11 protein-coding genes and 1 pseudogene are annotated in these 13,409 nt (G+C 63.8%); 5 read left to right on the forward strand and 7 right to left on the reverse strand.

All coding sequences use genetic code 11. The annotated features are described in order from the left end of the window. Window positions 1-268 precede the first annotated feature (268 nt). The 4 genes from AC1DKD_RS15280 to AC1DKD_RS15295 are packed head-to-tail and all read left to right on the forward strand — an operon-like array spanning window position 269 to window position 6,572. Window positions 269-1,381 (forward strand): efflux RND transporter periplasmic adaptor subunit, encoded by a 1,113-nt coding sequence (locus AC1DKD_RS15280; RefSeq protein WP_441630859.1) that lies wholly within the window; start codon window positions 269-271, stop codon window positions 1,379-1,381. Continuing rightward, entirely contained in the window at window positions 1,378-4,443 is a 3,066-nt protein-coding gene (locus tag AC1DKD_RS15285; RefSeq protein ID WP_441630861.1) for an efflux RND transporter permease subunit, read from the forward strand. The genes AC1DKD_RS15280 and AC1DKD_RS15285 overlap by 4 nt, the downstream gene beginning before the upstream one ends. A 17-nt stretch (window positions 4,444-4,460) precedes the next feature. Beyond that, window positions 4,461-5,825, forward strand: a complete 1,365-nt coding sequence (locus AC1DKD_RS15290) for a TolC family outer membrane protein (protein WP_441630863.1) — start codon at window positions 4,461-4,463, stop codon at window positions 5,823-5,825. Between the two features lie 12 nt (window positions 5,826-5,837). Then, window positions 5,838-6,572, forward strand: coding sequence for an MgtC/SapB family protein (locus AC1DKD_RS15295; RefSeq protein ID WP_441630865.1), 735 nt, complete (start codon window positions 5,838-5,840; stop codon window positions 6,570-6,572). A gap of 322 nt (window positions 6,573-6,894) precedes the next feature. Here the strand turns inward: AC1DKD_RS15295 and AC1DKD_RS15300 are convergent, their stop codons facing one another. Then, on the reverse strand, window positions 6,895-7,587 hold the full coding sequence (locus tag AC1DKD_RS15300; protein ID WP_441630867.1) for an IS6 family transposase: 693 nt from the start codon (window positions 7,585-7,587) through the stop codon (window positions 6,895-6,897). Window positions 7,588-7,643: 56 nt separating this feature from the next. Here AC1DKD_RS15300 and AC1DKD_RS15305 point away from each other — a divergent pair. After that, window positions 7,644-8,015 (forward strand): annotated as a pseudogene (locus tag AC1DKD_RS15305) (thiolase C-terminal domain-containing protein); the annotation flags it as partial. A gap of 192 nt (window positions 8,016-8,207) precedes the next feature. Here AC1DKD_RS15305 and AC1DKD_RS15310 read toward each other — a convergent pair. The 6 genes from AC1DKD_RS15310 to AC1DKD_RS15335 all read right to left on the reverse strand — a co-directional run bounded on the left by AC1DKD_RS15310 (window position 8,208) and on the right by AC1DKD_RS15335 (window position 13,336). Then, the gene (locus tag AC1DKD_RS15310; RefSeq protein WP_441630869.1) at window positions 8,208-9,911 is read right to left on the reverse strand and encodes an AMP-binding protein; all 1,704 of its coding nucleotides are present in this window, start codon (window positions 9,909-9,911) and stop codon (window positions 8,208-8,210) included. Between the two features lie 34 nt (window positions 9,912-9,945). After that, window positions 9,946-10,185 carry a hotdog family protein gene (locus AC1DKD_RS15315; protein WP_441630891.1) on the reverse strand — a complete coding sequence of 80 codons (240 nt, stop codon included), beginning with the start codon at window positions 10,183-10,185 and terminating at the stop codon, window positions 9,946-9,948. Further along, on the reverse strand, window positions 10,082-10,372 hold the full coding sequence (locus AC1DKD_RS15320) for an FAS1-like dehydratase domain-containing protein (RefSeq protein WP_441630871.1): 291 nt from the start codon (window positions 10,370-10,372) through the stop codon (window positions 10,082-10,084). Before AC1DKD_RS15320 ends, AC1DKD_RS15315 begins: the two co-directional genes overlap by 104 nt. Before the next feature lie 66 nt (window positions 10,373-10,438). Continuing rightward, window positions 10,439-11,371 (reverse strand): SDR family oxidoreductase, encoded by a 933-nt coding sequence (locus AC1DKD_RS15325; RefSeq protein ID WP_441630873.1) that lies wholly within the window; start codon window positions 11,369-11,371, stop codon window positions 10,439-10,441. Between the two features lie 141 nt (window positions 11,372-11,512). After that, window positions 11,513-12,424, reverse strand: coding sequence for a Bug family tripartite tricarboxylate transporter substrate binding protein (locus AC1DKD_RS15330; RefSeq protein ID WP_441630875.1), 912 nt, complete (start codon window positions 12,422-12,424; stop codon window positions 11,513-11,515). Between the two features lie 81 nt (window positions 12,425-12,505). Then, window positions 12,506-13,336, reverse strand: coding sequence for an SDR family NAD(P)-dependent oxidoreductase (locus tag AC1DKD_RS15335; RefSeq protein WP_441630877.1), 831 nt, complete (start codon window positions 13,334-13,336; stop codon window positions 12,506-12,508). Between the last annotated feature and the right edge of the window lie 73 nt (window positions 13,337-13,409).

The following is a 13,409-nucleotide window of genomic DNA, read 5'->3' on the forward strand; positions in this document are numbered from 1 at the left end:
TCTGCGCGTCCACATCTTGCGGTCGCACGCACCTTATTCGTCTCATGTGGAATCCGGTACGTCATAGTCGTCCCGTTCCACACATAAAATAAATTGTACGTCATCATGACGTACAAGTCATTATGATGTATATTTCGGGCTATCGGAAAGGGCGAAAGCCCTAACAGGCCTGCCGTTGCTGATGCCAGCACGAGTCCGTGGAGCGGCTCGGTGGCGTGGACCGCTGATGACTCGCAGGCGAGCGAAGGACCTTATTGGAGGGCAGAAATTGAACAGGAACCATCGAGCGGCAGCTCTTACCATCATCGCGGCGCACCTGCTGGCCGCCTGTACACCGGGTCCAGCATCCGAACACACGGACGTCAGGCCGGTGCGGACAGTGATCGCCGGGCGTGCCGCCGGCTCGGTCAGCGCGACCTACTCAGGCGAGATTCGTGCGCGTTACGAAAGTCAGTTGGGATTCCGCACAGCCGGCAAGATCGTCGCGCGGATGGTGGAAGTTGGCAGTCATGTCAAGCGCGGTCAGCCGTTGTTCCAGCTCGATCCCACGCAGGAAACATTGCAGGTGGCCGCGGCGGGAGCGGAGGCAGATGCGGCGCGGAGCCGGGTAGCCCAGGCGCGGGTGGACGTTAAGCGTACCGAGCAACTGCTCGCGCAGAACTTTGCCTCGCAAGCCGAGTTGGACCAGCAGCGGCTGGCGCTCAACCAGGCGGAAGCACAACTGCGTTCGGCACTGGCGCGGCAGCAGTTGAATGCCAACATGCGCGGATTCACCACGCTCGTGGCCGACCGCGATGGCGTGGTCAGCGCGATCAACGCGGAAGCCGGCCAAGTGGTCTCAGCCGGGCAGACGATCGCAACCGTCGCGGCTGACGGTGAACGCGAGGTCTCCATCAGTATTCCGGAGTCGCGAGTCGACGAACTGCGTAAGGCGCCGACGCTGACGATTACGGTGTGGGCGCATCCGGACAAGTCCTGGACGGGCAAACTCCGGGAGCTTGCTCCGGACGCGGACAGTATCACGCGGACGTACTCGGCGCGAATCTCCATTCAGGAGGCGGATCCGGAGCTGCTGCGTCTAGGCATGACAGCGTCTGTCATCGCACCCGACGTGGACGGCAGTGGCGTTGTCCGCGTGCCGTTGACCGCCATTGTCGATCATGAACGCAGCCGTCAGGTGTGGGTGGTTGACCCGAAGACGTCTCGGGTTATCGCGCGTGAGGTCAAGCTGGGCGCCGCGCAGAACGACAGTGTCATCGTGGTTGGGGGCCTGGTGGGCGGAGAAACCGTGGTGAGTGCCGGCGTGCATATGTTGCAGCCTGGCCAGCAGGTAAAGGTGGCCGAGGCGGTAGCTGTCGCCAAGGCGGGGGGTGTGAAGTGAAAGGCATCAACCTGTCCGAATGGGCACTGAAGCACCAGCAGATGATCGCGTTCCTGCTGTTGCTGTTGTCCGTGGCCGGCGTGCTGGCATATGGCAGCCTGGGCCAGAAGGAAGACCCGGAGTTCACGATCAAGACCATGGTCGTCCAGGCGTACTGGCCGGGAAGTTCCGCGCAGCAGATGGCCGATCAGGTCACCGACAAGATCGAGCGCAAGCTCCAAGAGGTGGCGGAGATCGACTATACGTCCACTTATGTGAAGCCGGGCGAAACGCAGGTCAAGGTGAACTTGCGCGAGGACGTACCACCAGGTGCAGTGCCGGACGTGTGGTACCAGGTTCGGAAGAAGATGGGCGACATCCGGCACACCCTGCCACAGGGCACACAGGGCCCTTTCTTCAATGACGAGTTCGGGGACACCTTCGGTAACCTCTATGCCATCACTGGTGACGGATTCGACTATGACGATCTGAGACGGATTGCGGATGCCGCGCGTAACGAGTTTCTTCGTGTCGGCGACGTCAACAAGGTCGACTTGGTGGGCAAGCAGGAACAGAAGATCTATGTGGAAGTCTCCACCGCCAAGCTCGCTTCGCTGGGGATCGACCCGGCACTAATTGCGTCGACGCTCCAACAAACCAATGCCGTGACATCGGGCGGGACAGTGCAAACCACCGCGGAACAAGTGCGGCTCGCTGTTAGTGGCGAGTTTGACTCGGTCGAAGGGATTCGCGCCATCGGCATCCGTGCCGGCCAGCGTACCTTCCGCCTTGGCGATATCGCCGACGTCCGTCGTGGCTTTGTGGAGCCTGCCACCTCGAGGATGCGCTTCAACGGCAACGAGGCGATTGGACTTGCGGTGAGCATGCGCAAGGGCGGCGACGTGATCCGGCTTGGAACAAAGCTGGACGAAACGGTAAAACGCATCGAGTCCCACTTGCCGGTGGGTGTGCAGATCCACGCCGTAAGCGACCAGCCACATATCGTTGAGCACTCCGTGTTCGAGTTCAAGAAGAGTCTGGCCGAGGCGGTGATCATTGTGCTCGTTGTGAGCTTCCTCTCACTCGGCTTGCGCACGGGACTGGTCGTCGCGCTCAGCATCCCGCTCGTGCTGGCCATGACATTCCTGGCGATGTACGTGATGGGCATCGACTTGCAGCGCATCTCGCTGGGTGCGCTGATCATTGCGCTCGGACTGTTGGTCGACGACGCCATTATTGCCGTGGAAATGATGTCGTTGAAGCTCGAGCAGGGCTGGGACAAGTTCCGCGCCGCCACATACGCCTACACGGCCACGGCCTTCCCGATGCTCACCGGCACGTTGATCACGGCGGCGGGCTTCCTTCCGGTCGGCTTTGCGAAGTCGGGCACTGGCGAATATGTGTACTCCCTGTTCCAGGTGGTGGGCATTTCACTGTTGTTGTCGTGGATCGTGGCCGTCCTCTTCACGCCATATATCGGTTTCAAGCTGTTGAAGGAGCATGCGCACGCGTCGCATGACGAGGATGCGGTCTACCAGCGCGGATTCTATGTCAAGTTCCGCCACTTCATCGACTTCTGCCTTAAGCAGCGCGTGTGGGTACTCGGCATCACGCTCGCGGCATTCGTAGGCGCACTGGTGCTGTTCAAGGCGATACCCCAGCAATTCTTTCCGGCGTCTGACCGGGCCGAACTCATTGTGGACCTGTGGATGCCGAAGGCCTCGACCTTTGAGGCGAGTCAGCGCGAGGTCCAGAAGCTGGAAGGGCTGCTCAAGGGCGATCCGGACATTGCGGCGGTGACCAGCTTCGTTGGAAACGGTACGCCACGATTCTACCTGCCGCTCGATGTGCAGACGCCCAATCTGAACTTGGGCGAGATGCTGGTGATGACGAAGGGCGGTGAGGCACGGGAGCGGGCGAAGGAGAAGCTCGAGAAGCTGTTCGACGAAAGATTCCCGAATGTGCGGGGCCGCGTCAATCGACTGGAGAACGGTCCGCCTGTCGGATACCCGGTGCAGTTCCGCGTGTACGGGCAGGACAACGTCAAGGTTCGTGCGATCGGTCAGCAGGTGGCGGACATCATGCGCGAAGAGCCGCACGTGCGCCAGGTYAACCAGGACTGGGGCGAACGTATCAAGCGCGTGCAGGTCGACGTGGACCAGGATAAGGCGCGTGCACTGGGCATCAGTTCAGGCCAGATCAAGGAAGCCCTCGAGGCCTCGTTGTCGGGCACGCCAATCACGCAGTACCGTGAGGAGGACCAGGGAGTCGACGTGGTCTCGCGCCTCGTCGCGGTGGAGCGCACGGACCTGAACAACCTGAAGGACGCCAAGATCTATGTGCGCGACGGCAAATTTGTGCCCGTCTCGCAGGTGGCCCGGCTCACGCTTGACAGTGAGGACAGCGAACTCTGGAGGCGCAATCGCGTGCCAACGCTGACCGTTCGTGCCGACATCGCGGGGGCGCAGGCACCTGACGTCACGCGTGCGCTACAGCCGAAGATCGAGGCATTGGAAAAGGCGCTTCCGCTCGGCTATGGCATCGAGATCGGAGGCGCTTACGAATCGAGTGGGAAGGCCCAGCGTTCTGTTTTCGCGGTGATGCCCGTGACGATTATCGCGGTGCTCTTGCTGCTGATGATTCAACTTCAGGACATGAAGAAGATGGCGATGGTCCTGCTGACCGCGCCGCTCGGGCTGATCGGTGTCAGCGCGATCATGGCCGCGTTCCAGATTCCATTCGGTTTTGTCGCCATGTTGGGCGTTATTGCCCTCGCTGGAATGATCATCCGCAACTCGGTGATCCTGGTCGTACAGATCGATCAGGACGTGGGCGCGGGCGTCGCACTGTGGACGGCCATCGTCGAGGCGGCGGTGCGACGGCTGCGTCCGATCGTGCTGACTGCTTTGGCGGCAATTCTGGCGATGGTGCCGCTTACACACTCCGTGTTCTGGGGCCCAATGGCGTGGGCAATCATGGGAGGGCTCGCCGTTGCCACGGTGCTGACGCTGGTCTTCCTTCCCGCTTTGTATGCGACCTGGTACCGGGCCAAGCGCCCCGCGACCGTCCGATCGCAAATATGACGATGAGAGTTATTTCGATGAAAGGTTTGAGCATGGCCCTGCGGGCCGGGCAAGTGGCTTTGGGCTGCATGCTTTTCCTGAACGCTGGGGAGTCGGGCGCTATCGATCTCGTGGGGTCCTACCAGCAGGCATTGGCGCATGATCCGACAAGCCTAGCTGCAAATGATGCACTCACGGCAGGGCGGGAGATGGCTGTGCAGGGCGACGCCTTGCTGCGTCCCCGCGTAAGCCTGCAAGCGGCACTGGACCGGATCAACAATCGTTCTTCCGGCAACCCGCCGGCCGAGGCCGCACCGTTGGTATCCGCCGATAGTTCAGGCACTGCGCGGCAGGCCGGTGTGATGCTCATTCAGCCACTGTACGACAGGACCGCAGTAGCCACGAGGAAGCAGTTGCGCGAGCAATCGAACCTGGCGCAAACGCAGTTCGACCAGTCTCGCCAGAATCTGGCCTTGCGGGTGGCGGAGGCATACTTCGGCGTGGTATTGGGTGAGGAAACGCTCCGTGTGGTACAGGCCGAGAAGGCGGCCTTGCGACAGCAACGGGACCGCGCGAAGGCGCGCTTCGACATCGGCCAGGGCAAAATCACCGATCTTCATGAAGCCCAGGCCCGCCTGGATGGGGTGGAGAGTCGCGAAGTCACGGCGCAGTCTGCGCTAGAGCAACGACGCGCGCGATTCCTGGAAACGGTCGGCATGCCGCCCGATCAGCTCAGCGGGCTGGCGCCAAATTTCGCGCCGCGACCGCCGGAACCGGACAATCTCATGGCGTGGCAGGCAAGGGGTGAAGATCAGAGCTACGTCGTGAAGACCAAGCAGTCGGAGCTCGACATTGCCGGCGCGGAGATCGACAAGTACCGCGTCAGCAGTCGCCCGACCGTCGCGCTCGTGGCACGTTATGGCGCCCAAGGCCAAACCGGCAATCTGGCTCCCTGGGTTGCGGCCAGCAACACCCGCACCGCGACGATCGGCTTGCAGCTCAACATTCCGCTGTACGCGGGCGGCGGACTGGATTCGCGCGAGCGGGAATCCGTTGCGAGGAAGAGCCAGGCGGAGCAGGAGGTTGCCGCCGCCCGGCGAGACGTGCGCTTGAATGTGCAGGATGGATTCCTCTCGGTGAAAACGGGCGTGTCGCGCGTCGCCGCGCTCGAGCAGTCGTTGACTTCGGCGCGTAGCGCGCTCGCGGCGACGACGCTTGGCCGGGACGTTGGCACCCGTACGGAACCCGACGTACTGGACGCGCAGCAGCGCGTGTTCGCCGCTGAGCTTGACCTGGTTCAGGCACGCTTGGACTACCTCCTTGGCCGTCTGCGGCTTGCCGCCGCGGCGGGGGAACTGAGCGAGGAAACCTTGCGCTCGTTGAATGCCTGGCTCGCAGCCTGATCGAGAAATCCTATGCTAGGAGATCTGCAGCACTATTGGAGCGGCGCCTTTCTCGCCGCCAACGCGTTCATCGGGCTGAACATGGTGGGCGCGTTGCTGCTGGGAATGCTGGTTGGCTACGAGCGCTCGTACAATGGCCGCGCCGCCGGCATGCGCACTTACGGCCTCGTGTGCATGGCGTCCACAGCGCTGACGGTATTCGTCGGTCACACGTCGCTCTGGTACGGCGGTGCCACAGCGCACATCCAGGCAGATCCGACCCATACCATCCAGGGCGTGGTCACCGGCGTCGGCTTCCTTGGCGCCGGGGTCATCATGAAGGACGGCATGAGCATCCGCGGCCTCACGACCGCGGCATCCATCTGGGCTGCCTCGGCCATAGGCGTGTTGCTCGGCGTTGGCTTCTATGCCGCCGCGTTGCTGCTCGCCGTGCTATGCGTGGGCTCGATGTCCCTGTTGCACCGGCTGGAGGCCAGGCTTCCGGGGCGCATGACGCTTGATGTGTCGCTGACTTTCCAACCCGGCGAAGCCCCTGACTTCGATCTGCTGATCGACAGGGCAAAGTCTCGCGGCTATCGCGTGCTTCACGACAGCCTTACCATCACGTTTGCCGACAACCAGGCCGTGTGGCGAGTCAGCCTGGTCGCACCGGACAAGGCGCGCGCGCTATCGCCGGCGGGACTGGCGGCCGAGATGGCTGCAACCCAGGGTGTCTCCCGGTTCAGCATCGTACCGGTGCGCAATTGATTCGGGTAAGCGAACACATCTATTCAAGACAACCAAGATGTTTAGCAGCAGCGCGCGGATAGACGAGTTGACTCAGGTGCAGTGGATACACAGAAATATTGCCGTCGCATTCGGCCTCGGCAGCCTGCTTTGGATCTTGCGTCCCGTCCTCACACCGTTCCTGTTCGGTGCGCTCATCGCATACATGTTGCAGCCGGGCTTCGAGTGGCTGGTGCGCCATCGCACGCCGCGCGGCCTCGCGGCGCTCATGGTGATGCTCGTCTTCGGGTTCTGTCGCAGTAAGGACGTGGTGGAACAGCCGGGCCTACCACGTGAATCGGGGTCAGGCGGCCAGCGAATAGAACTGCTCTGCTGCGGACGTAGCGCTCCCATCCGGGCACTTCATCTGGCCCTTTGCGATCATGTGCATGAGCTCGATGGCGCCCAGCAGGATGCGTGCGCAGCGAAAGTCCTTGAAGCCGAGCATCGGTCGAGTCAGTCGCTTGATGGCCCGATGGTCCTGCTCGACGATGTTGTTCAGGTATTTGCTCCGCCTGATGACGGTGGGCGCTTCACGTTCGGCGTTGATGTCGTGCAAGGCGGCCAGGTTGGCCGGGCTGCCGTCGATGGTCACCGTGTCAGGCTGGCCGTGCTGCGCGATGGCGGTTTCGAAAAACCCCCGTGCTGCGGCCTTGTCACGCTGGGCGCACAGCAGGAAGTCGATGGTATTGCCCGCCTTGTCGACCGCCCGGTACAGATACTTCCACTGGCCGCGTACCAGGATGTAGGTCTCGTCCATGCGCCAGCTTTTCCCCACCGGACGCTTGGAGTGGCGAAAGATTTTGCTTAGCGCCGGTAGCAACTTCAGCGCCCAGCGATGCACGGTCGAATGGTCAACCGAGATGCCACGTTCGGCCATCATATCCTCGAGATGACGCAGGCTCCGCGGATAGGCGACATACCAGCGCACGCAGGGCAGCATCACCTCCAGCGGATAGTGCAAGCGCTTCAATACCTTCGCAATCTCCGTGTTCATCACCACTGGCCACATTGCCTGAATTCGATACCGGCTCATTCTACCGGAAGCTTATTGCGACAAAACCCGTGTACGAGAAGGCAGGCGTCGGTCCCGAGGACATCGACGTGTCCGAATTGTACGACTGCTTCGCGCAGAACGAAGTCATCTCCTATGAGACGCTCGGCTTTTGCCCGGAGGGTGGTGCGGAAAAGTTCGTGCGCGACGGCGACAATACCTACGGCGGCAAGGTCGTCATCAACCCGTCCGGCGGCCTGCTTTCCAAGGGGCATCCGCTTGGGGCCACCGGGCTCGCGCAATGCTACGAGTTGACCAACCAATTGCGCGGGCAGGCCGACAAGCGGCAGGTCGAAGGCGCGAAGCTGGCGCTGGCGCATAACATAGGGCTCGGCGGGGCTTGCGTGGTGACGCTCTACGGCAAGAACTGAGCCRCCAGCGCGGATCATGTCTTGGCCGCCGGCACGCGTCATGCGTCCGGCGGCTTTTTTTGTCGTTGCCATGGCGCATCAACCCAATCCTGTGGCCCGCCATCCGCCTTCGACGGGCATCGAAAAATGGCCAGCAGGGCAAGATGCCCGTGCTGGCCCCAATCCTGGGAAGGGAATGATGGTCCGGATGGCCTACGCCGGGTCCGCTTCCCGTGCGTTGCGATCGCGCTCGTTCTGCATGAGTTGCAGCTCGCGCCACAGGATCTTGCCTGTCGACGTCTTGGGCAGGCTATCGAGGAACTCCACGACGCGGGGAACCTTGTAGGCCGACATCGATGACCGGGCCCAGTCCACCAGCGCCTGGGGCTCGATCGTGCCACGGGCGCCAGGGCGCAACACGACCAGCGCCTTCACCGTCTCGCCACGGTGACGGTCATGGGCCGAGATCACGCACGCCTCCTGTACCGCAGGGTGCCCGTACAGGAGAGACTCGACTTCCGCGGGCCACACCTTCAGGCCCGAGGCGTTGATCATGCGCTTGAGCCGGTCGGTGACGTAGAAGTAGCCGTCATCGTCGTGATAGCCAAGGTCGCCCGTGCGCAGGAACGGCTTGCCGTCGATCTCGATGAAGACTGCCGCAGTGGCGTCGGGCTTGTTCCAGTAGCCTCCAAACATCGTGGGGCCGTGCAGGACGAGCTCGCCGGACTGGTTCGCGTCGAGTTCGGCGCCGGTCTCCGGGTCAATCACGCGGGCATCGCAATTGATGACCGGCACGCCGGCGCACTGGCGCCTGGCGGCCTGCGGCGGATTGCTGTGCGACATGCCGCAGAATTCGGTCAGGCCATAGCTTTCCAGGAAGGGCTGTCCCAACCGCGCCTGCAACGTACGGGCCAGCGCCTCGGGCATCGCTGACGCGCCGCCGTAGATGCGCGTTAGCGAAGACAGGTCACGCTGGTCGATGTCGGGACGTGCAAAGAGTTCCGCCAGCATGGTAGGGACGGCGGCCCAGGTGCGAAGGCGCAGCCGCTCGATGAGTTCCAGCGCCGCATCGGCATCCCAGCGCGCGAGTATCGCGACGGTGCGCCCCAGGCGCACGGCCTGGTTCATCGCCCGCATGCCCGCCAGATGGGTCACCGGCAGCGTGAGGAGTTCGTCCTCCTCCGCGCGATCGGATTGCCAGTACTCACGATGCGTCATTGTATAGACGAAGTTCCGGTGGCTCAGCATCGCGCCCTTGGGCTTGCCCGTCGTGCCGGACGTGTAGCCGATCACCGCGAGGTCAGGGCCGCCGCCCTGCATCGGCAGGGGACCGATGCAGGCGTCCAGCGCGCCCGAGAAGTCGTGCATGCGCGGGTCCGCCGACTGGCGCGGCGGTTCGCTGATGCACGCGGGCACATCGAGATAGGGCACCTCGCCGGGTCTGCCGGCGAACTCGGCCGGCGCCCCCACTACACAGCCATCCAGGTCATCGCCTTCCAGCAAGCCCTGCAACCGGTCCACCAGGTCTTGCGTCGCGATGACGACCCGCGCGCCGCTGTCCCTGGCGTAGTACTCAATCTCCTCGCTCGTGCTCATCGGATTCATGGCGACGACGACGGCGTCGCAGCGCATCACCGCGTAGAACGCAATCATGTACTGCGGACAGTTCTGCATCAGCAGCAGCACGCGGTCGCCCTGACGCACCGACAGGTGATGCTGGAGGTAACCGGCCAGCGACAGGGCCGCGGTGTGCAACGCGCGGAACGTCGTCTGCCTGCCGTAGAACACGACGGCGGGCTTGTCCGGCACGCGGGTTGCCGAGTCTTCCAGGTGGCTGAACAGGTTGCAGTCCGCCACCTCCAGCGTGCGGGGGACGCCGGCAGGCCAGTGCGCGAAGTGTCGTGTCAATTGGGGCATGTGTGATAGCTGAATGAATGGGGACGGGCGGGAATCAGGCCACTGCGACGATGGCCTCGCCGACGATCTTGGTCTCGCCTTTGTGGTTGGTGCACTGCATTTCCACGCGCAGCCGCGGCTCGCCATCCTGCTCGAAGCGTTCGGCGACGCGTCCCGTGCAATGCGGCTGGTCATACAAGTGCGTGATGCCGGTAAAGCGCATCTTCAGGCTGCGCAGGCGTGTGTGCCCGGCCCAGTTGGTGATCAGCCGGCTCAGGTAGGCGGCCGACAGCATGCCGTGGGCACGAGAGGAAGGTGGGAGGCACGCGCAGCGACGGCAGGCCGGCGGCACGCGCCACGGCAACGTTGCTGTACTCGGGGTTGGTCTCGCCGATGGCATTCGCGTACCACCGCACGGCCCATTCCTCCACGTTCACTTGGCGCTGGCCAAAGCTGTGGCCGATCAGGTTCTTGTCAAGCATTGCTAGTTCTCCATGGGACTGGCCTGCCGCGTCCGCCCCGGGGCGCTGCAGGAAATTGATCCGGCCTCAGGCGCGGGCGGGAATGACGCCGTCGAGGTTGGCCGCGGGCGCGGCGCCGGCCACGAGATCCGGCATCAGCGCGCCAAGTTCAGCCACCTCCCAGCGTCCGGCCTTCTCGATCCTGGGGCCGGCGCGCCAGCCTTCTGCCACCGTGATGCGGCCGCCACGGCTGCCGAACACGCGGCCGGTGACGCTGTCGGATTCTTCGCTGCCGAGCCAGACGATCAGCGGGGCGACGTTGGCGGGGTCGAACGCGTCGAAGCCTTCCACGGCGTTGGTCGACACCTGCAGGCGGCCGCTCTTGAGCAGATGCTCGGTGTGGCGCGTGGTGCCGCTCGGATAGATGGTGTTGACGGTCACGCCATAGCGGCCAAGCTCTTCGGCGGCGATATTCGACATCGCCGCGATGCCGGCCTTGGCCGCGCCGTAGCAGGTCTGGCCGATATTGCCGAACAGGCCCGCCGACGACGAGGTATTGATGACGCGCGCCTTGCGCTGGCGGCCCGCCTTCGATTCGTCGCGCCAGTAGGTGCTCGCGTGACGCATCGGTACGAACGTGCCGCGCAGGTGGACGCGCATCACGGCGTCCCAGTCTTCCACCGGCATGTTCACCAGCATGCGGTCGCGCAGGATCGCGGCGTTGTTGACCAGCACATCCAGTCCACCAAACGTCTCGATGGCAGCCTGGATCATCCGGCCGGCGCCTTCCCAATCGGCCACGTCATCCTCGTTGGCGATCGCCTGGCCGCCCATCGCGCGGATTTCTTCCACCACCTGGTGGGCCGGGCCGGACGCGGCGCTGGTGCCATCGGCGGACGCGCCGAGGTCGTTCACGACAACCTTGGCCCCGTGACGGGCGAACTCCAGGGCATACTCGCGGCCAAGGCCACGGCCGGCGCCGGTGATGACCACTACGCGGTCTTTGCAGAGCTGTTGCATTGAGCTTTCCTTTCGTCGATTTGAACAGCGTGGGAAATGTGCGGGCGTATTGGTCCCGGCGCATGACGGGAGCGATCGGGCCGCTTCGGAATTCGGTAGGCGGTCGGGACGCTCTGCGAGTCAGTCCCGGCCAGCGGGCGGTTATTCGGCCTGGATGCCAGCCAGCGCGATCACGCGCTTCCACTGCGCCTGATCATTCGCCAGTGCGCCGTCAAATGCCTTCGGGCCCAGCGCGTAGGGCGTGGTGCCGCGTTGCGCGAAGTGCGCGGCGGCCTCCGGCGGGTCGAAAAACTCCAGTGCCGCCTGTGCCAGTTTGTCCACCACGGCGGGGGGCGTTCCGACAGGCGCGGCCAGGCCGACCCAGCCGGTCAGCGTCGCGCCCGGCTTCCCGGACTTGACCAGCGGCACGGCGGCCGATATCTCGAGCACGGTATAGTCCACCACGCCGCTGATGAGGTCTGGCAGCAGTGTGCTCATCGCCTTGTAGGGCGCGTCCACCGCCTGCACCTTGGCCGGGTCATTGATCGCTGCCAGCATGGCGCGATAGCCGGCACTGCTCGTGCCGAAGTTCAGCTTGCCCGGTTGGCGCCTGCCTGCGGCTGCCAGTTCGGCGAGCGACTTGTTTGGCGAGGTGGCCGGGACGACTACCGTCACCGGCAGCGCGCTCAGGCGCGCGACGGGAACAAAGTCGCGGGTCGGGTTGTACGGCAGATGCTTGAACAGCCAGGGATTGGCCGACATGGAACTCGACAGTGCCAGCAGCAAGGTGTATCCGTCCGGCGCCGCCTTCGCCACGGCATCGGTGGCAATGATGGTGTTGCCGCCGGGCCGGTTCTCCACGTAGAACGACTTCCCGAGCTTCCGGGTGAGATGGCTGGCCAGCAGGCGCGAGAAGTCGTCCACGCCCGTCCCCGGACTGGTGGCGGAGACGATCTTGACGGGCCGTTCGGGATGGCCGTCGGCCAGTGCGGCGCGGCCGGCAAACAGCAGGGTCACGCCCATGCCCGCAGCGAAGCAGGCGAGGGTGCGTCGGGCTTTGTTGGAAGCAGTCATGAAGCTTGTCTCCGATGTTGTCTTTCTGGGATCGGCGCGCAACCTGAGTCCTGTTGCGCACCGCCTGCAACATGCCTGCCGTCAGAAGCCGCCGCGGCCTCCGCCGCAGATGATGGTCTGAGCGTTCACGTAGTTGGATTCGGGAATGCAGAGCATGTACACCGCGCCCGCTGCTTCCTCGGCGGTGCCGAAGCGGCCGAGCGGGGTGTCGCGGCCCGCCGCGGCGATCCGGTCCGGATGCACGCCGACCTTGATTTCGCGGCCTTCCACCCGCACGGTCATCTCTTCGGTGGTCGATTGCGTCAGGCGGGTCTCGATGGCGCCGAAAGCCACGCAGTTGACATTGACCTTCATGCGTCCCCACTCCTTCGCCAGCGACTTCGTCATGCCGATCACCCCGGCTTTGGCCGCGGAATAGTTGATCTGGCAGGCATTGCCCTGCGTGCCCGAGACCGAGGAAATGTTCACGACCTTGCGGAACACTTCCTTGCCGGCCTCCGCCTCTGCCTTGCTGGCTTCGCGGAAGTACGGCTGGGCCGCGCGCAGCAGCATGAAGGGCGCCTTGAGGTGACAATCGACAACGGCATCCCACTGCTCGTCAGTCATCTTCTGGATGACGTTATCCCAGGTATAGCCGGCGTTGTTGACGATGATGTCGAGTGCGCCGAACGTATCGACCGTCTGCTTGACGATGCGCGTGCCGAAATCCGCTTCCACCACGCTGCCCGCGAAGGCAACGGCCTTCCCGCCGGCCTGCACGATGTCCGCTACGACTTCATCGGCCGGCGCCTGGTCGAGATCGTTGACCACGACGATGGCGCCTTCGCTGGCGAACTTCAACGCAACCGCGCGGCCGATGCCGCGGCCGGAGCCCGTAACGATGGCGACCTTGCCTTCCAGTTTTCTGCTCATGAAAATATCTTCGTAATGTGTGAATCCGCGTGCCGCAGGCTTTCATGATGGCCATGCCACCACGTGACGGCAC

This window comes from Cupriavidus sp. 05T313 (assembly GCF_056396665.1).